This is a genomic window from Nitrospira sp. CR1.1 (assembly GCA_014055465.1).
GTDB lineage: Bacteria > Nitrospirota > Nitrospiria > Nitrospirales > Nitrospiraceae > Nitrospira_A.
On sequence record WIAF01000002.1, the window covers coordinates 171,292 to 190,915 of the forward strand.

A 19,624-nucleotide genomic window follows, 5' to 3' on the forward strand; every position below is an offset into this window, starting at 1 on the left:
GCTCATCACACTTGGTCGGGACGACTCAATGACCGTTGTACTGGGGAAGCCGCTGTCAGGGACGGGACTTTCGCGCGAACTCAGCCAGGGCGGAGCTTTGCCGTATTACATCACGACTAAGTCGAACTGTTCCAGATGCAGCCGATCATCCGGAGTCACCAGAATCTTGGCGCTATACCGCCGCTCAAGCTCTTCCACACCGGGCTGTTCCTGTTCCTGTAACAGCAGGGCCACCGCGGGATGCGCGCCGACGACGACACGTTGCTGCTCAATTTCGTGGCCAAGCCGCCGCACTTCCCTGAAAATTTCGTAGGCCACCGACATAGGAGATTTCGTATACCCCCGCCCATCGCAGTAGTGACAGGGTTCTGACAGCGCACGAAGTAGATCCTCGCGCACCCGTTCGCGGGAAATTTCGATCAATCCAAGATCGGAGACTCTGGAAATCCTGGTCCTGGCCTTGTCCGAAGACATCGCATCCACCAAGGCATGGTAAACCTTGTCGCGGTTCTTTTCCCGCTCCATATCGATGAAATCGACGATGATGATCCCGCCGATCCCTCTCAATTTGACCTGGTAGGCAATCTCTCTCGCCGCTTCCAGATTGTTACGCAGAATGGTTTCTTCCTGATCGCGTTTGCCGACAAACCGACCGGTATTCACATCGATCACCGTCATCGCCTCAGTGTGATCGATCACCAAATATCCACCGGACTTGAGCCACACTTTCCGGCTCATCGCGCGAGCGATTTCCTGTTCAACCCCCAGGTAATCAAAGAGGCTCTCTTCCTTATCGTAGAAGTGAATGCGGGATGTCTGTTCCGGAGAAAACCGCTGCACAAACCCTCTGATCGCGTTGTATTCCTCGCGCGAATCAATCAACAACCGATCGACTCGACGTCCGAACAGATCGCGCACCACACGGAAGCTCAAGCTCAAATCGCTGTGCAAGAGGCTCGGGGCGGGCTGCTGGTCACGCTTGGTCAACACGTCCTGCCAGAGGACATGCAGAAACTCGACGTCTGAACGCAATTCTTCTTCCTTCACCCCTTCGCTCACCGTCCGCACAATGTAGCCGAACCCAGGGCGTCGGGCTCGTTTCATAATTTCTTTTAAGCGCGCGCGTTCTTCATCGCGAGGAATGCGGCGGGATACGCCGATATGCTCTACTGTCGGCATGAACACCAGATAGCGCCCGGGCAACGATACATATGTCGTCACCCGCGATCCCTTCGTGCCGATCGGACCTTTGGAAATCTGCACCATGAGTTCCTGCCCCTCAGATAGCAACTCTTCGATGGGCTTTGAGCTTTGCCGTTTGGGCTTGGGAACCTCCGAGTCCTTATTGTCGTCGTCGTCCCCCTCTACGAGGGTATCCCCCGGCTCGACATCCATGGACAGGTCGGAGACGTGCATAAACGCCGCCTTCTCCAGCCCGATATCGATGAAGGCCGCCTGCATACCAGGCAGCACTTTCGCCACCCGCCCTTTATAAATATTGCCGACATAATCCTGATCTTTGGCGCGATCGCCATACAGATCCGTGACGACGCCATTATCCAGCACAGCGACACGGGTTTCTTCCCGCGCAATACTGATTGCTATCTCCACACCCATTACATGCTCCTTTAACCCAGACCGGCTGGATCGGCAGACATACGCGGACGGTTGTCCGGGCTTTCTCGCCTTGCCGGTAGCCAAGCGCTAATCTGGTTCACATGGTTATTTCACAACAAGTCGGCCCCTGTCCAGGCATCGCCTAGTAAAACAGCTTCAGCCGACGTCGCTTCACATTCAATAACAGCCCCAATGACGCCATTGTCATGATGGTCGCGCTGCCTCCATAACTCACGAGAGGAAGCGGAATCCCCACGATGGGAAACATTCCCGCGGTCATTCCAATATTGACCACCACGCAAAAACACAACATGGCGACGATGCCTGCCGCAAGTAACGCCCCCAGCGTGTCCTTCGCACGAGCGGCAATTTCCAATGACACCCAGATCAGCGCGATAAACAGGGCTAACAACACCAGAACCCCGACAAAACCCCATTCCTCCGCATAGACCGCGAACACAAAATCAGTATGGCCTTCGGGAAGGAACTTCAGCTGACTTTGGGTGCCGCCGTAGAGTCCCTTCCCCGACAGTTCACCTGAACCAATGGCAATTCTCGATTGCAGCGCATGGTAGCCTTTGCCTCCCGGATCATAGTCCGGATCCACGAAGGCCATGACCCGTTCGCGCTGATAATCGTGCAGTGACGCCCAGACCATTTCCCATACAAATGGGAAGAGCATGACTGAGAGTAACAAAATGATGCCCAACGCCTTCGAGCGAACGCCGACCATCAATAACATGGCCGCATAGACGGCCAGGAAGCTCAACCCGCTACCCAAATCTGGCTGTTTGAGGATTAACAACAGCCCGGGCAAGACGATCAGCCCCGGCAGCACCACCCGGTGCAACCACCCCACGCGCGATGCACGAGAGTAATAATTGGCCAGGACCAGAACCAGCACCAACTTCGCAAATTCGGACGGTTGAAAGGCAAATGGCCCGATGGGAATCCATCGCTGAGCCCCCCGGCTTGATTTCCCCATGAACAACACAATCGCCAGCATGATCAAAATGACCGCATAGGTCGGATAGGCCAAGCGCGCAATCTTGTGATAATCCGACAAATACATCACCAGGAAGGCGACGGTTCCCAGAAGAATCCAGACGAGCTGTTTGAGGTAAAAGGGGAAGGCCGTGTCTTGAGAATGCGTCACGCTGTAGATCGACAGCACCCCGACCGACAGGATGACTGCGATCAATCCCATGAAGCGAAGATCGAAACTATCCAACCCTCGACTGTCTATCACCCGATCAATCATCACGTCTTCGGCCGCGCATCCACCGGCACAGCAGGCGGCTTGGCTCGCCCATTTGCCGGAGCCCCCTGCAGCACCTGGGGATAGGCTTTCACATAGGCTTCAATGACATCCTTTGCCAGGGGCGCAGCAGCCGACCCACCATGGCCCATGTGCTCGGCCAAAACAGCCACAGCAATCCGCGGCGCCTCGACCGGAGCAAACGCCACAAACCAAGCATGGTCACGTAATCTCTTCGGAATGTCCTTCTCGGGTCCCGTACGTAACGCCGCCGTCTGAGCGGTGCCGGTTTTCCCTCCGATCGTCACCAACGGGGACTTCGCTCGTGTCGCCGTTCCTTTTGTCACCACATCGGCTAGCGCTGCCTTGATGAGCGCAAGCGTCGCCGGCTTGACCGCCACTTTCCCTCGCACCGTAGGCGGAAACTCCGCCCGTTCTCCCGTCGTGCGATTCATCACGGCCTGCACCAGGCGCGGTTTGATCGACACTCCGTCGTTCGCCACCGTTCCGATCACACTGGCCATCTGCAAGGGCGTCACCGTGACATACCCTTGTCCGATCGCGGCGGATATGGTTTCCCCCGGATACCAGGGCTGATTTCGCGCCTTCTGTTTCCAGGCGGTAGATGGAACGATGCCCACACGTTCCGATGGCAACTCGACTCCCGTCTCCTGCCCGAGTCCAAATTGCTTCGCATATTCGGCAATCGTGTCGATGCCCATGCGCTGCCCGACCGTATAAAAATACACGTCGCAGGAGTGTATCAAGGCCTCATTCATGTCAACTGAACCATGCCCCCCTTGTTTCCAGTCGCGGAACAATCGATTGCCGAATTGATAGCCGCCGTTGCATCGCACCATCGTCGAGGGCGTCACGGTGTTGGATTCGAGAGCGGCCGCCGCCATAACGACCTTGAATGTCGATCCCGGGGGATATTGACCTTGGGTCGCTCGATTGTTCAGCGGCCGCCGTTCATCCTGAACGATTTCAATCCATTGCTTGTTCGTTAATTCTTTCGACAACACGTTCGGGTCGAAGCCTGGGCGGCTGGCCATGGCCAACACATCGCCATTCGTCGGATCCAGCGCCACGATGGCGCCTGATTCCTCACCCAACAGGTCCTCGGCAACCTTCTGTAGTTTGGCATCGATCGTCAAGTAGAGGTCATCACCCGCGAGAGGTTTGTCCGACACAATGGCACGCTTTTCATGGCCGAGCGCGTCCACTTCGACACTCTTTTCCCCCGCGCGACCGCGTACCTGTCGGTCGAACCATTTTTCTACGCCATACTGTCCGACGATGCTGCCCTGATGCAGATCCGCGAAATCCGGCTTTTCGAGTTGATCAGCAGACACTTCCCCGACATACCCTAACAAGTGCGCCGCAACACCTCCCGCAGGATAGTTCCGCTGCGACTCGACCTGGATCATCACGCCGGGCAAATCCAACCGGTGGGACTCGATCAGTGTGGCCTCGCGCAACGTGAGCCGGTCCCTGACCTTACGGGGCTGCAATTTCCCGCCCTTTCCAGTCGACAGTTTTTTCTGGATTACGTCCTGGTCGAGGCTGAGGAGCGAAGCCAGTTGCGCCACTAACGCCTGACGATCTTTGACGTCTTCAAGTGTCACATACAAGGCAAAACTCGGCACATTGTTCGCCAGCAACACGCCGTTCCGGTCGAAAATCAAACCACGCGCCGGCTCAAGGACCACGGAACGCGTCCGGTTATTCTCAGACAGATCTCGATAGTAGGGGCCTTCCCGAATCTGGAGATGCCACAGGCGCAAGGCAAGCAATGCCACGACCAGCAGCAGGCCCACACGCAGAATGACCAACCGCCGCTGAAGATCCAGGAGATCGGAATCGTTGAATCCTACCGTCGCCATCGCTGACCTTTGCTCGCCTAGCAGGCTGCGGAAAAACTCGGTTTTTGCACGCTACGCCGCGATCAGCTCACGTGGCGTGCTGGTATCAGGATAGTACGCAGAATGCGCAAAAAGGTCATCCAGCAAGGCCGCAGCGAGTGAAGCGGCTCAACGTACTCTTGTCGTACGTTGAGCCGCTGAACGAGGCGAGAACGCCGCTGGTGGACTTTTTCCGCATTCTGCTAGAGCGCTCCCTCCGTAACCATACGATCATCAGACCAGCGTTGGCGAAACAACAGATACAGACCTGCACCGACGGCCGCGTCGAGCCCAGCCTGCACCAGCACGGTCGATCGCACGCCCAGCCAGACCTCATCAAGACCAGCCGGATTCATCGAATAGAGAAACACGGCGCTCGAGAGACAGGAAATGATCGCGAGGCCGGCGGTCATCACCGCAGGGGTAATATGGGCCATGTGCCGCCCGGCCAGGCCGGCGAGAAACCCGCTCCCGCCCTTCGTCACCACATTGATCCACAGATCTCCCGCCGACAGCATATCTTGGAAACACCCCAGAATGAGGCCAAGAATCAACCCATCGAGCTCTCCGCCGAGAAATCCCACCAGACAAGCCGCCACCAGCCCGAGATCGGGACGCACACCAAAGACGCTGGCGTAGTGCAACAACGTCGTTTGCAAGGGGACCACGACCAGCGCCAAGAGCAGATATAACAGGAACTTCATGGTTTCTTTCGATCTCCATGAATGGCCTGGAGCAGTGTCTGCGCGGCGTCGGCATCCTCATAGGGAGCGGTGATGATCAGCACCTCGTCCAGCTTCGAGAGATCCACCTCCGGCTCGATTTCCGCAGACTGAAAGAGATCCCCTTCCGATTTTTCGACCTGAATCAAGCTTCCGATAGCCAGGCCCCGCGGAAACGCCCCGGTCAGGCCCGACGTGACCACGCGATCGCCGGCCTGCACGCTGGATAACAACGGGATGTATTTGAGTCGCGCCCGGCCGTGGCTGGTGCCTTCGACAATCCCTTCATCACGGGTCCGTTGCACGACACCGGCAATCGCATTGTTCGGGTCTGTGACTAACAGCACCACCGACGAGGTCGAATTGGTTTTCACCACCCGGCCAACAACACCGGCCGGGGTGACCACGCCCATTTCGGTTCTCACCCCATCGCTCTCGCCTTTATTGAGAATCATCCCGCGGTACCAATTTGTGGCATCACGGCCGATGACTTGCGCCGCCAGAGTTTGGGACGGTGATTGCTGCTTAAAGCTCAGCAAGGTCTCATACCGTTGCACGGCCGTCACCGATTCCCGCAGCTGATTATTCTGCCCCTTGAGGAGTTCGATGTCGCGAAGAAGCTGGCGGTTTTCCTCATGCACGCTCTGCAAGGCGACATATCCGTTCCACATGTCGGCAATGCCACGATCCACTGAGGAAAATGCGGCGAGCGGAAGACCGAGGACCTGCCCGAGCGGTCCACCGACGTACTGCAGCAACCTCTGGCTTTGACTCGGAAGCAGAAAGAGAGCAATGAGCAGGCAGGCAAAAAGCACGATGGCGAGACGCCGGGTGCCGTATGTTGAGCGCGATATAGCCATCCACGTTCGGGATGGAGGTCATCGAGAGGTACTGCACTGCGACATAACCGATACCTTGCGAAGGAGGTCCAACTCATCCAGAATCTTCCCGACCCCCAGGACCACCGAGGTCAGCGGGTCATCGACCGTAATGATCGGAAGATTGGTTTCTTCACGAAACCGAGTGTCCATTCCCTTCAGCAAGGATCCGCCGCCAGTCAGTACGATACCGCGATCGATGATGTCTCCGGCCAATTCGGGCGGCGTGTTTTCAAGCGCCACCTTGATGGCATTGACGATGGTCCCAATGGGTTCCTGCAACGCTTCCCTGACTTCGGCATCATCCACCACCAGCGTGCGGGGGATGCCTGAGATCAAATCGCGACCCTTGATCATCATGGTCTTCCGCTCTTCGAAGGGATAGGCCGACCCGATCTCGAACTTGATGCGCTCGGCCATATGCTCTCCGATGAGCAGATTATACTTCTTCTTAATATAGTTCATGATGGCGTCGTCCATCCGGTCGCCGGCCACCTTGACCGACTCGCTATAGACAATGCCACCCAACGAGATGACCGCGATGTCGGTCGTGCCGCCGCCGATGTCCACCACCATATTCCCCGAGGGTTCGGTAATCGGCAGTCCTGCGCCGATGGCCGCCGCCACCGGCTCTTCGATCAAATACACTTCGCGCGCACCGGCAAGTTCGGCAGAATCACGGACCGCCCGCTGCTCCACCTGCGTAATCCGGGACGGCACTCCGATGATGATGCGCGGTCGCACAAAGGCCGTGCGGTTGTGCGCCTTCTGAATGAAGTGGCTCAACATCGCCTCGGCTTTTTCAAAATCGGCGATCACCCCTTCCTTCATCGGACGTACCGCGAGAATGTTCCCCGGGGTGCGCCCCAACATGCGCTTCGCGTCGGCGCCGACCGCCATGACACGTTCCGTCTTTTTTTCTACGGCGACCACGGACGGTTCGTTGAGGACAATGCCCTTCCCCTGGACGTATACGAGAGTTGTCGCCGTCCCCAAATCGATCGCCAGATCGTTGGAGAACCACCCGAACATATCACTCATGAAAGCCACTAGGACTCTCCCTTCGCACGATTTCTGCGCTCAGCAACATCAAGGTATTCAGTCCGATACATCCAGCTGTCCGCTCTCCAGCACCTGCGTCTTGGCAATCTCATCGCCCAAGCGACGCCCTTGCTCATTTCCGATCACCAACAATCCTTCCAGCGACAACACCGCGCCCCATCCGATCCAGCCCACATACGGTATTTCAAACGTCAGCTGAGCAAGACCACAGGGCAGATTGCGAACGATCGACTCCCGGAATCCCGCCGGGTCCCGCGTGCGTGGGACGATGGTTTGGAGTCCGATCAGCCGCTTTCCGACACTGCGCCCACCACCAAACCCGTCGGCCAACAGGATATAGGCAAGTCCGGCCAGGACACCGATTGGAGGGACCAGTTTGCTCACCGCCGCAACGATCAGGAGATCGATCATTTTCGCGATGAAGCGATTCAGCACCTGGGCCTTGGGATAGACGCCCAGTTCCACCGGGCTGCGCCCGATTGCCTCCTCCGCCACCGGAAATCTCCCCAATTCTTCGACACTATAGCAAATCTCTTTGACCTGCACAAACAAAGTCGCAATCTTCCCGCACCCGCTCTCCACGCACTTCTTCCTCTTGCCTTTGTTGTCGCCGCCTGAGTAGAATTCGCGAAACCCTGCCGAGAAGAGGCGCACTCGATGATCAAATTATTACGCGAAGCTGCTCACGACTACCCATGGTTCCTCAAATCCATCATGGGCACGCTGGCCCTGGCGTTCGTCATTACGATGGGCTGGTGGGGATTCGGCGATCAAGGCGGTAACGTCGTGGCGTCCGTCGGAGACCAGATCGTCCCGCTGGATGAATATCGTCGCGCCTATGAAAATACGTATCGCTTTTACAAAGACAAAGGCCAGAACGACATCAAGGATGAATTCCTCAAGCAGTTTGTGCTGGAGCAACTCATCGATAACCGCATGTGGCTGCATGTGGCCAAGGAAATGGGACTCTCGGTGTCGGACGAGGATTTGCGGAAGGCGATTATGCAGCGAACGGAGTTTCAGAAAAACGGCAGCTTCGACCCAGAGGCCTATCGTCGGCTGCTGGCAGCCAATCGCTTGACCCCTGCCTCGTTCGAGGCTATGGAAACCAAGGACATCCTCACCAATAAAGCCCGGCTGGTCATCATGGACGCCGTGGCCCTGACGCCTTCTGAATCTGCAGAGGCACAGACGCTTGTTTCACGCGAAGGTGAGTCCGATCCGGCCAAAGCCGCCATTGCGAAAGAACGGATTTTCCAAAACCTGTTGTTTCAAAAACAACAACGGGCATTGATGGCCTATTCGGAATCGATGAAGAGCAAGGTTCCGGTGAAGATTCATAAAGAGCTTATGTAGCGGCAGTCACTCCCTTTCCGATCAACATCGCATCCCCGTAACTATAGAACCGATACCGTTCAGCCACCGCCTCCTCATAGGCGGCCCGAAGCGGTTCAAGTCCCACAAACGCAGATACCAGCATGAGCAGCGTCGTCCGCGGCAGATGGAAGTTTGTCACCAGCGCGTCGATGACCTGAAACTCAAACCCCGGGGTGATGAATAACTCGGCCGGCCCCTGAAACGGCTGGATGCCGCGACCGCCGCGCCCCGCCGTTTCCAGTGCGCGCACGACCGTCGTCCCGACCGCCACCACCCGATTTCCTCGCGTCTGCGCCAGGCAAATCTGCTCAACAGTGGGAGCGGCCACCTCCACGTGCTCAGCCAGCATACGGTGCTCCTCAATCCGGTCGCTCTTCACACTGCGAAACGTACCGGGCCCCACGTGCAACGTCACCTGCGCCAGTTCAATGCCCCTGGCGGTCAGGGCCTGCACCAATTCACGCGTAAAATGAAGTCCCGCAGTCGGTGCCGCTATCGCCCCCTCCTGTTGAGCAAACATGGTCTGATACCACTGCTGATCCTCCTGCGAGGGTGGGCGCTTGATATAGGGAGGAAGCGGCATCGTACCAGCGGCATGCATGAGGTCATAGACGCTTGTCACACCCGTCACCTTCACGGTCGTCCTGACCTGACTTCGCTCCCCAATTTCACCGCACCCGCCGCCCGGAAAATCAATCATGGCTCCCGGCCTGAACCGTCCTTTGATCAACACCTCCCACACGCCCTGCCCCAGATCCTGCACAAACAGCAGATCGAGCAGTCTCTTGGTAGCGCGAATCCGACCCGGCACCCGCGCGGGCATGACCCTGGTATTATTCACCACGATGAGATCCCCAGGCTGGAGAAGCGACGGAAGATCCACCACCCGACGGTGCATCCGTGCATGACTGTCGCGCTCCATGACCAGTAACCGCGCATCATGGCGTGGAATGACCGGATGGTCGGCCACCAGCGCCGGATCAAATGGGAAATCGAACTCGCTGAGCAGCATCAGGGGGTTGGGACGACCGGCATCATCAATTGCGATAACGCCGAGTTACGTAATTCGGTTCCAGGATAGTAATACTGCAGAATACTGTTGTACGAATAGCCCAGTTCAGCCAGTTCTTTGGCGCCCCACTGGCACAATCCCACCGCATGGCCTGCGCCGTACCCGGCGAACACCACCTCGGCGCCGATCGATTCGACCTCGAATTGCGTACTCGGGATGACGGTATATCCCGCCGCTTTGCGGAGGTCTTCTCCCCGCAACAGCGTTTCGCCTCCGGAATGCAGAATCCGTAAGCGGGCGACCCGCCCGGCGCGACTGTACGCGATCGGCGTAATCGTGGCGATGGTGCCGACTGTGAATCCCTGGTGCCGTAGATTCTTCTCGAGCTGTTCGATCTTCACACTGGCCTTCCATTGATAATACGGCGACTCGAGATCGAAAGGACATTCGACACCCTTGAGGTAAGGGAGGTCTTTATTGGCCCACACATTCACCGCATCTTCCGTCGGCCCTGCGGCAGTGGAGGAGAAGGCGGCATAGATCGGCGCCTGCTGATGCGTGACCACAATGCCCCTGGTGGATTCGACGGCATCCTCAACTCGATGATCGACCCCGGTACGGCCCCGATAGACCTGATCTTGAATGGTGGCCATGACGTCATAGTCCCGCGCGGCGCTCAGCATTTTGTTATACAGCGCGTATGTCCGCGCCGCCACCGCCTGCACCTTCAGCATCTCCGGATGCCAGGCTGAACTGACTTCAGAGGGCACGACTCCCTTCACATACTCCTCCAAATCCACCTGGTTGACGACGGAGACCGCATGTCCTTTGCGCGACACCCGCACGATGCCGCTGAGAGGAAGCGGTGCCCCCGCAGCTCCTCCGTCTTTCCCCACGACCAAGGTCAGACTGTTCCGGAGGGAGCGGATGAGCACATGTCCGCCCGTGAGACGTCGGCCGTCGACATGCAATCCGTCCGCACGCGCCGTAAGATGGATGGGGCCATGCAGCGTCCTGGTGTCGCCTGTCTCCATCACAAGAGCCAGTGGACCATCGGAGCGCACGTCTACGGACGGCGCTTCCTGTACAAGTAAGACACGAACGGATTCGGCTGAAGCGGATTGCGCGCAGACGAGAACCAGGAGCGCCATGACTCCCACTCCAACCAAATTGACAACGCGATGTGGAATCAGCGGCGAAAGAGCCATGAAAGGATATACAACACGACGCTCAGCAGAAGGCTGAGCACAAGACTGGTTGCAATCGGAACGTACAGACTGAACCGCTCTCGCGTCATCGAGAGGTCGCCGGGCAATTTACCGACCCACCCGAACGCCGCACCGAAACCGGGCCATCTTTCAACCAGAGTCAGCAGCACTCCGACGGCGGCCAGAGCAAGTCCACCGATGATCACTAGGCGACCGATCCCGTTCCCGCCATCCATAGGTTATTGTATCAAACATTCGGCAATTTGAACGGCATTCAGCGCGGCGCCCTTCCGAAGATTGTCGCTCACGACCCAGAGATTCAATCCATTGGTGATCGACTCATCAACCCGCACCCGTCCGACGTACACCTCGTCCTTGCCGGACACATCAAACGGCATCGGATAGAGCTTCTTCAGCGGATCGTCATAGACGATGACGCCGGGCATCTCTGCGATCGCGGCTCTCGCGTCATTGGCCTTCAGCGGGCGCTCGAGTTCCACGTTGATCGCTTCGGAATGGCAGCGCAGCACCGGGACACGCACGGTGGTCGCGGTCACTCGAAGCGCGGGCATGTCCAGAATCTTCCGTGTCTCCTGAACAATCTTGACCTCTTCCGAACAGTCACCACCGTCCCCGAACGACCCGACCTGCGGTAAGAGATTAAAGGCGATTTGATACGGGTAGACCTGCACCTTCACATCCTGAAACGAAATGAGTGCCTTGGTCTGGTCCACCAATTCATCCATGGCGGCCGACCCGGTGCCGGACACCGACTGAAAGGTGGTCACCACGACCCGTTTGATGCCGGCGACATCGCGAAGCGGCTTGAGCGCCATCACCAGCGGAGTCGTCGTGCAGTTCGGAATGGCCACGATGCCCCGCTTCATGGACTGCAGCGCCGCAGCATTCACTTCCGGGACCACGAGCGGGACGCTCGGATCCATCCGAAACACTGCGCTATCATCGATCACGACCACACCAGCCGCGCCCAATCGCGCGCCGTAGTCGCGGCTAATGGCGTCGGTGGCGGAGATCAACGCAATGTCCACTCCGGCAAAGGAAGAAGCCTCCGTCAGTTCCTCCACCTTGTACTCTTTGCCCTGGCACGAGAGCACTTCGCCGGCTGAACGCTTCGAGGAAAAGAGCCGAAGCGTCTCGACCGGAAAATTGCGCTCTTCCAAAATCTCGAGACTTTCTTTCCCGACGGCTCCGGTCGCCCCCAGCACCGCCACTGTATACGCCTGCTTCTTCTTCAACATGATACTGTCCTTACGCAGTCGCCGGGAGAACTCTGATGCGATGATTGAACGTGTCCGCCACATACACAGTTCCGACCGCATCGACCGCGACACCGAATGGATAACTGAGGCTGCCTGCCAACGCATCGCCACCGTCGCCGCCGAACTGCGCGACACCGGTCCCTGACAGGCGCGTGATGGTCTTCGTGCACCCGTTCCACACCCGAATCAAATGACTGTCTGAATCCGTCATATACACCTTGCCGTCATGACTCACGGCAATACCGGCCGGGCGCGAAAGGCTTGGTGAAGAGGATTCTTCAGGCCCCTGATACCGGTAGGTGCCGCCGTCTCCCGCTACGGTGGCAATCTCCCCCGTTGCCGGATCGACCGATCGTATCCGGCTATTGAAGGTATCCGCGACATACAACAACCCGTCACCGCCCACAGCCACGCCGCTCGGTCCCGCCAAACTGGCCTGCACGGCAGGAACTTGGTCGCCGCTGTACGCCGCCCATCCGTCACCGGCCGCCGTCGTGATGATCCCGGTCACCAAATCCACCCGTCGAACACGATTGTTGCTTTGGTCTGCAACATACAACGCCTCGTCAGTGACGGCTAACCCGGTCGGTTCATTGATCGCCGCCTGAACCGCCGGCCCGCCGTCGCCGGAATAACGCGCCTGACCTGTGCCTGCCACGTGCGTGATGATTCCCGTTTTCGCATCAACCTTCCTGACCCGATGGTTCATCGTGTCGGCAATGTACACATTCCCGAGACGATCCACGGCCACGGCACTCGGGAAGTTGAGCCGCGCACGGCGAGCCGGTCCGCCGTCTCCTGAGTCCTGCTCAATCGTCAGACGGCCGCCGGTCACATACCGGACTGTGCCGCTCAGGTCGGTCACCTGTGTGTAGGCTTTTGTGCTGTCCGTCGAAGTGTCGGCAAAGGGATCCTCGTCTTCATCCGGCTGCGCTGCGACAGGTTCCGGCAACATCATCGGTGTGGTCGTGCCGCCTGGTCCCACTCCAGCCACCGTCGTGATAATTCCCGTCTCTCGATCGACGCGGCGCACGACGTGATTTTCAGAGTCAGCAATATAGAGATTTCCCTGACGGTCCACACAGAGCCCTTTCGGCTCATTCAATGAAGCCGCTCCGGCTGGTCCGCCATCTCCCGCATAACCAGGCTCACCGTTTCCCACGAGGGTCTCGATGATCCCGGATGGTGTCGCGCCGATCGTCATGGCCTACGCAGGAAGGTTCTGCACGATTGCATCGCCCATCTCGGTCGTTCCGACCAACCGCATGCCTTCGGCATGAATGTCTTTGGTGCGGAATCCCAGTTCAAGGGTCTTCACAATCGCCTGTTCAATGACTGCCGCTTCCTTGTCCAACTGAAACGCGTAGGACAACATCATGGCGCCGGAGGCAATGGTTGCAATCGGATTGGCGATATTCTTTCCGGCGATATCCGGCGCGCTGCCATGAATCGGCTCAAAGAGCCCGACCTTGGCGCCGACGCTGGCGGAGGGCAACATGCCGATCGATCCGGTGAGCATCGCAGCCTCGTCGCTCAAGATATCGCCGAAGATATTGTTACATAACAGTACATCGAATTGACGCGGATTGCGCACCAACTGCATGGCGCAATTGTCGACATAGATGTGGCTCAAAGCCACGTCGGCATAGGCTTTGTGAACGTCCGTCACGACCCGCCGCCACAATTCGGAAGACTCCAGCACATTGGCCTTGTCGACCGACATCACCTTCTTGCGGCGCTTGCGCGCCGATTCGAACGCGACCACCGCAATGCGGCGAATTTCTTCGGTCGTATAGACCTCCGTATTAAACCCGCGCTCTCCACCGCCGGGCATTTTTTCCACCCCCTTCGGTTTCCCGAAATAAATGCCACCGGTCAGTTCGCGGATGACGAGCATATCGATTCCCTCGATCACCTCCCGCCGCAAGGTGGAGGCATCGGCGAGCATGGGATAGAGTTTCGCCGGGCGTAAATTTGCATACAGCCCCAGCTGCTCGCGGAGGCCGAGCAAGGCCCGCTCAGGGCGAATGCTGTAGTCCAGACCTTCCCATTTCGGTCCGCCGACCGCGCCCAACAATACGGCATCGCTGTGCTTCGCGAGAGCGAGCGTCTCTGCAGGAAGCGGGACCCCGACCTTATCGATGGCATGGCCGCCCACATCCGCGGCCTGGAATTCAAAGCTGTGCCCGAATCGCTCCGCCACCGTCTTTAAGACCTTGACCGCTTCGGGGACAATTTCACGGCCGACTCCATCTCCGGCCAGGACTGCAATTTTCGCTTTCACGTCGCGCTCTCCTCTTGGCTATTCAACGACCGCCTCATCTTCCGCCTTCCAGGCGGGATCGACCAGGCAGAGAAACTCAATGGGATCCGTTCCGGTATTGACCAGCGACTGCTTGGCGCCCGGCGGCACATAGATCACCGTGCCTGCCTCAACCGCCATGGAGGCGTCTTCCACCTTCATCACGCCGCGCCCGGCGATGAAGTAGTACACCTCGGACGATTTCAGTCGATGCCAGAGCGATTGCTTGCCCGGATCAAGCAGTCCATGGGCCAGGCTATAGCCTAACTTCAGCTCGGCCTTGGCCGGGTGCAGCAGTTCCCGTAACCGCGTGTGATCCCCGGCTAAAAATTCAGGGCATTGCTTCAGATGCATGCCGAACATACGGTTCCCTGATACTGCCGGATGCACGGGCTGAGGTCGCTCCGTCCGATCAGCACATTTGTACCGACCGAACGGAGGAATCTACCGTGCAGGTTGGGATCAAATCAAGCTGACCTTGTGAATCCCCTCGGCCTGCTTGGCTGCAAAATAGGCGAGCTTGTTGAGTGCATTCAGATAGGCCCTCGCCGCCGCGGTGATGATATCCGTATCGGCGCCGTGGCCGGAGACTGTTCGGCCATCTTCTTCGAGCCGCACCGATACTTCTCCTTGCGCATCCGTTCCACCCGTAATGGCATTGACCCCGAACATCAACAACTTGCTCTTCGTCTGCGTCATCGCGGCAATCGTCCGATAAACCGCATCCACCGGTCCATCGCCAGTTCCGTTGTGAGAGACCAACTTTCCATCAATCTCCAATTCGACCGTGGCTTTCGGCGTCCGATTCGTTCCACTTTCGACCTGAAACGACTTCAAGACAACCCGTTCGGACATCTTCGCCACTTCTTCGGAGATAATGACCTCGAGGTCCTCCTCATAAATTTCCTTTTTCTGGTCCGCCAGCCGCTTGAAGCGTTCAAAGGCGTGATTGACCTCATCTTCTGTCAGCTTGTAGCCCAGGTCTTCAAGACGTTGTCTGAACGCGTGGCGCCCTGACAACTTGCCCATCACTAATTTGACCTGCTCCAACCCCACCGATTCCGGCCGCATGATTTCATAGGTGGTCTTATCCTTCAGCAACCCGTCTTGATGAATGCCCGACGTATGAGCGAAGGCATTCGCGCCGACGATCGCCTTGTTGGGCTGGATGACCATGCCGGTAATCTTGCTCACCAGGCGACTGGTTTTTGAGATCTCCTCCGTCACCACCTTCGTGTCGGCCCCATACCAATCCCTGCGCGTCCGGAGGCCCATCACAACTTCTTCCAGCGAGGTATTGCCGGCCCGTTCGCCAATGCCGTTGATGGTGCATTCTACCTGACCGGCCCCCGCCACCACCGCGGCGAGACTATTGGCAACTGCCATGCCCAAATCGTTATGGCAGTGGACGGAGATGACCGCCTGGCCGCTGTTCGATACCGTGTCTTTAATTCGCTTGATCAGGCCACCGAACTCTTGCGGAACGGCATACCCCACCGTGTCGGGAATATTGATCGTTCCCGCCCCGGCGGCTATCACCGCTTCGATCACTTCACAGAGGTATGCCGGATCGGAGCGGCTCGCATCCATAGGGGAAAATTCCACATCGTCCACGTAGGTACGGGCCAACTGCACCATCTCCACCGCCCGTTTTTTCGCCTCTTCGCGCGTCATGCGAAACTGATGCTTCAAATGAATATCCGACGCAGAGAGAAAGGTGTGGATACGGACCCGGGGCGCCCCCGTCAAAGCCTCCGAGGCCCTGGTGATGTCTTCCGGCCGTGCCCGCGCCAGGCTGCATACGACTGGCCCCTCGACCTCCATCGCGATCCGTCGCACCGCCTCAAAGTCTCCCGGTGAACTATAGGCAAAGCCGGCCTCAATAATATCCACGCCGAGGCGCGCCAGCTGCTTGGCGATCATAAGTTTCTCTTCGACGTTCATGCTTGCCCCCGGCGATTGCTCGCCGTCCCGCAACGTCGTGTCGAATATTCTGATCATCCTCGTCATGGCGTACCCTCCTCCTGAGTTACTCACAGTCTACTGGATGCTCAAACAGGTCGGCCGGCAAGGCCGCAGGCGAAGGAACCACCGGAGCCGTACCCTTGGGGGTACGGCGAGGATGGTCCCTCGCCGAGAACGCCGCCGGACACCTGTTTCAGCATCCAAAAAATAAAAAAGCCTCCGCCCCACGACAGGGACGAAGGCGAGCTTCGTGGTACCACCCTGATTCAGCGCCGGATGAAGACACCCTTCACCCGACACCCTCATTCAATCCGTAACGCGGATTCTTCGGGACTCATTACCACCCCATCGTCGGGGCTTCACAAGTCCGGCTCGGAGGCGAGTTCAGGAGGCAACCGGCTGGTTCGCACCGCCCACCAGCTCTCTCAGTTCGGCTACCGCTCCCTACTACTCCTCGTCAATGCCGTTACGACTCTCTGGTATCTACGACCGGCCCATCTGCTTTTGCGAGCGGCTTGCCTGCGCTCTTGGCGATCATCGTCCACATGCGCGCAATCGGACCCGACACCGCATAACCCGTGAATGTCACGAACAGCATAGCCTGCGGCCACGCGACAATCAACATCAAGGCCAGAATTCCCCACACCAGATAGGTGAAGTGATCGCCTCGCCTGAACTTCATGTCCTTGAAGCTACGATACTTGATCGTACTGACCATCAGGAATGCCAGCCCAAACGTAATCACTAGAATCAGCAGCGGCTTCACTTCCGAGCCCATCTGGGTAATGTGAAGATCAAAGATGACCAGGGACGCAATGACGCCTGCGGCCGCTGGGATGGCTAATCCTGTAAAGTACTTGCTGTCGGAGGTGCTCACGGTGGCATTGAATCGAGCCAGACGCACGGCTCCCATAGCAACGTAGGCGAACATGACCGCCACTCCGAACATGCCCTGTCCGCTGAGCGCGTAGGAATAAATCAAGACCCCAGGCGCGACGCCGAAAGACACCACATCCGACAGGGAATCGTACTCGATACCGAACTGACCGGTACTATTCGTCAACCGTGCCAGCTTCCCGTCCAACATGTCGAAAATCATGCCGACCAGGATGGCGATGGCCGCCACCAGATGCTGCCCGTTAAACACCGACAGGATCGCAAACACGCCGCAGAATAAATTGCCCGTCGTACAGAGATTGGGGATCAGGTACATCGCCTGCCGCTTTCGATGCCCCTTCGCAAACGGAGGTCGCATAGTTGGTGATTTCATCGGAGTTCCCCCACGATGGTTTCGCCGCCTTTAACACGGTCGCCCAGCGCAACACAAATCTTCGACCCGAGCGGAAGGAACGTATCCATTCGCGAACCGAACCGTATCAACCCGAACCGTTCACCACGCTGCACGCGATCACCCTGCCCGACCCAGCAGACGATCCGGCGGGCAATCAAACCTGCCACTTGCACACACAGCACTTTCACCCCCGACTCGGTCTTCACCATCACCGCATTCTGCTCATTATGCAGTGTCGCTTCCGGCTTGCTCGCCACAAGAAACTGGCCGGGTTGATAACTCACCCCCTCGACCGTGCCGGCGCAGGGCATTCGGTTGACATGCACGTCGAACACGTTCAGGAATACTGTGACGCGAATGCTTTTTTCTTTCAAATACCTCGGCTCGAATTCTTCCTCAATCGCAATGACCTTGCCGTCGCCGGATGAGACCACCACGTTCGGCTGCTGTGGAATGGTCCGGCTGGGATTCCGGAAGAACCAGGCGGTGAACAGCAGAAAACCACCCGCCACCACTGTTGCAACGGGCCAGCCTGCCACCCCGCACAACAGTGTCGCCCCTGCGAGACCACCGACAAACGGCAAGCCTTCTTTGACAATCGGGATTCCGACGGCTCGATCAGCCATACCCCTCCAGGCCCTCTCTCATGCTACCACGAAGAACCAGCCGGCAGAGTTAGTTTTTATTCTTATCGACGAGTTGGTCTTTTTTGAGCCATGGCATCATGGACCGAAGCCGGCCGCCGACTTCTTCAATTGGATGCCCCTCACCTTTTTTCAGTAAGGCGTTATAGACGGGGCGGTGGGCTTGATTCTCCAACACCCATTCTTTGGCAAACTGACCGCTCTGAATCTCGCCGAGAATCTTCTTCATTTCCTGCTTCGTCTGCTCCGTCACCACGCGCGGACCACGGGTAATGTCCCCGTATTTCGCCGTTGTGCTAATCGAGTAGCGCATGTTGGCGATGCCGCCCTGATAAATCAGATCTACGATCAGTTTCACCTCATGGAGACATTCGAAATAGGCCATTTCAGGCGCATATCCCGCCTCCACGAGCGTTTCGAATCCGGCTTGGATCAGTGACGTCAAGCCGCCGCACAAGACCGCCTGCTCGCCAAATAAATCTGTTTCCGTCTCTTCTCTGAAATTCGTCTCGATAATGCCGGCCCGTCCGCCGCCGACCGCGCTGGCGTAGGCCAGACCTACCTGGCGGGTATTCCCGCTGTGATCTTGATGCACGGCTAATAAACAGGGCACTCCGCTGCCCTTGGTGTATTCGGACCGGACCAAATGGCCTGGTCCCTTAGGCGCAACCATAAAGACGTTGACGTCCGCCGGGGGCACGATTTGGCCGAAGTGGATATTGAATCCATGGCCGAACGCCAAATAGGAACCGGGCTTTAGATTTGGCGCAATCTCCTGCCGGTAAATCGCTGCCTGGGCTTCGTCGGGCGCCAGGATCATGATGACATCGGACGCCTTCACGGCATCGGCGACCGGCATGACCTTCAGGCCGCTGGCCTCCGCTTTTTTCCACGAGCTGCCTTCACGCAAGCCCACAACGACAGTGGCGCCGCTTTCCTTGAGATTGAGCGAATGCGCATGCCCTTGGCTGCCATAGCCGATCACGGCCACTTTCTTTCCACGGATAAGCTGCAAGTCGGCGTCCTTGTCGTAATAAATCTTCATACGTCACTCCTGAATGTTCATAGGGCCCATGGATGGAAACGATCGTGCACAGAGAGGAT

At 57.8% G+C, this 19,624-nt stretch carries 19 protein-coding genes and 1 other annotated feature; of the genes, 1 reads left to right on the plus strand and 18 read right to left on the minus strand.

What is annotated here, in order from left to right:
• Positions 1-105: 105 nt before the first annotated feature.
• The 7 genes from GDA65_05420 to GDA65_05450 form a co-directional block, all read right to left on the minus strand.
• Positions 106-1,617 (minus strand): Rne/Rng family ribonuclease, encoded by a 1,512-nt coding sequence (locus tag GDA65_05420; GenBank protein ID MBA5862132.1) that lies wholly within the window; start codon positions 1,615-1,617, stop codon positions 106-108.
• A 142-nt stretch (positions 1,618-1,759) separates the two neighbouring features.
• Positions 1,760-2,878 carry a rod shape-determining protein RodA gene (gene rodA / locus GDA65_05425; GenBank protein MBA5862133.1) on the minus strand — a complete coding sequence of 373 codons (1,119 nt, stop codon included), beginning with the start codon at positions 2,876-2,878 and terminating at the stop codon, positions 1,760-1,762.
• Positions 2,878-4,761: a penicillin-binding protein 2 gene (mrdA, locus tag GDA65_05430; protein MBA5862134.1), complete on the minus strand. Its 1,884-nt coding sequence runs from the start codon at positions 4,759-4,761 to the stop codon at positions 2,878-2,880. The genes rodA and mrdA overlap by 1 nt, the downstream gene beginning before the upstream one ends.
• A gap of 221 nt (positions 4,762-4,982) precedes the next feature.
• On the minus strand, positions 4,983-5,483 hold the full coding sequence (locus GDA65_05435) for a hypothetical protein (GenBank protein MBA5862135.1): 501 nt from the start codon (positions 5,481-5,483) through the stop codon (positions 4,983-4,985).
• Entirely contained in the window at positions 5,480-6,361 is an 882-nt protein-coding gene (gene mreC / locus GDA65_05440) for a rod shape-determining protein MreC (GenBank protein MBA5862136.1), read from the minus strand. The genes GDA65_05435 and mreC overlap by 4 nt, the downstream gene beginning before the upstream one ends.
• Before the next feature lie 18 nt (positions 6,362-6,379).
• Positions 6,380-7,411: an MreB/Mrl family cell shape determining protein gene (locus tag GDA65_05445; GenBank protein MBA5862137.1), complete on the minus strand. Its 1,032-nt coding sequence runs from the start codon at positions 7,409-7,411 to the stop codon at positions 6,380-6,382.
• Between the two features lie 66 nt (positions 7,412-7,477).
• Entirely contained in the window at positions 7,478-8,023 is a 546-nt protein-coding gene (locus tag GDA65_05450) for a hypothetical protein (GenBank protein MBA5862138.1), read from the minus strand.
• Positions 8,024-8,098: 75 nt separating this feature from the next.
• On the opposite strand from GDA65_05450, the gene GDA65_05455 reads away from it, so the two are divergent.
• The gene (locus GDA65_05455) at positions 8,099-8,797 is read left to right on the plus strand and encodes a hypothetical protein (protein MBA5862139.1); all 699 of its coding nucleotides are present in this window, start codon (positions 8,099-8,101) and stop codon (positions 8,795-8,797) included.
• On the opposite strand, the gene queA is transcribed toward GDA65_05455, so the two are convergent.
• The 11 genes from queA to ilvC all read right to left on the minus strand — a co-directional run bounded on the left by queA (position 8,790) and on the right by ilvC (position 19,565).
• A complete protein-coding gene (gene queA / locus GDA65_05460; GenBank protein ID MBA5862140.1) occupies positions 8,790-9,830 on the minus strand; it encodes a tRNA preQ1(34) S-adenosylmethionine ribosyltransferase-isomerase QueA in 1,041 nt (346 codons plus the stop codon). The two genes, GDA65_05455 and queA, sit on opposite strands and share 8 nt — an antisense overlap.
• On the minus strand, positions 9,830-11,038 hold the full coding sequence (locus GDA65_05465) for a SpoIID/LytB domain-containing protein (protein MBA5862141.1): 1,209 nt from the start codon (positions 11,036-11,038) through the stop codon (positions 9,830-9,832). The genes queA and GDA65_05465 overlap by 1 nt, the downstream gene beginning before the upstream one ends.
• Positions 11,020-11,274, minus strand: coding sequence for a DUF2905 family protein (locus GDA65_05470; GenBank protein MBA5862142.1), 255 nt, complete (start codon positions 11,272-11,274; stop codon positions 11,020-11,022). Before GDA65_05470 ends, GDA65_05465 begins: the two co-directional genes overlap by 19 nt.
• Positions 11,275-11,277: 3 nt before the next feature.
• Positions 11,278-12,297 carry an aspartate-semialdehyde dehydrogenase gene (locus GDA65_05475; protein ID MBA5862143.1) on the minus strand — a complete coding sequence of 340 codons (1,020 nt, stop codon included), beginning with the start codon at positions 12,295-12,297 and terminating at the stop codon, positions 11,278-11,280.
• 10 nt (positions 12,298-12,307) lie between these two features.
• Positions 12,308-13,522, minus strand: coding sequence for a hypothetical protein (locus tag GDA65_05480; protein MBA5862144.1), 1,215 nt, complete (start codon positions 13,520-13,522; stop codon positions 12,308-12,310).
• A gap of 3 nt (positions 13,523-13,525) precedes the next feature.
• Complete coding sequence (gene leuB / locus GDA65_05485; GenBank protein MBA5862145.1) at positions 13,526-14,602, minus strand: 3-isopropylmalate dehydrogenase; 1,077 nt, start codon at positions 14,600-14,602, stop codon at positions 13,526-13,528.
• Positions 14,603-14,620: 18 nt separating this feature from the next.
• A complete protein-coding gene (locus GDA65_05490) occupies positions 14,621-14,983 on the minus strand; it encodes a cupin domain-containing protein (protein ID MBA5862146.1) in 363 nt (120 codons plus the stop codon).
• Between the two features lie 99 nt (positions 14,984-15,082).
• Positions 15,083-16,630, minus strand: a complete 1,548-nt coding sequence (locus tag GDA65_05495; protein ID MBA5862147.1) for a 2-isopropylmalate synthase — start codon at positions 16,628-16,630, stop codon at positions 15,083-15,085.
• Between the two features lie 183 nt (positions 16,631-16,813).
• Positions 16,814-17,055: a binding site (T-box leader), on the minus strand.
• Positions 17,052-17,855 carry a CDP-diacylglycerol--serine O-phosphatidyltransferase gene (pssA, locus tag GDA65_05500; protein ID MBA5862148.1) on the minus strand — a complete coding sequence of 268 codons (804 nt, stop codon included), beginning with the start codon at positions 17,853-17,855 and terminating at the stop codon, positions 17,052-17,054. It overlaps the preceding feature by 4 nt.
• Positions 17,852-18,502, minus strand: coding sequence for a phosphatidylserine decarboxylase family protein (locus tag GDA65_05505; protein ID MBA5862149.1), 651 nt, complete (start codon positions 18,500-18,502; stop codon positions 17,852-17,854). The genes pssA and GDA65_05505 overlap by 4 nt, the downstream gene beginning before the upstream one ends.
• 49 nt (positions 18,503-18,551) lie before the next feature.
• The gene (gene ilvC / locus GDA65_05510; GenBank protein MBA5862150.1) at positions 18,552-19,565 is read right to left on the minus strand and encodes a ketol-acid reductoisomerase; all 1,014 of its coding nucleotides are present in this window, start codon (positions 19,563-19,565) and stop codon (positions 18,552-18,554) included.
• Positions 19,566-19,624 lie beyond the last annotated feature (59 nt).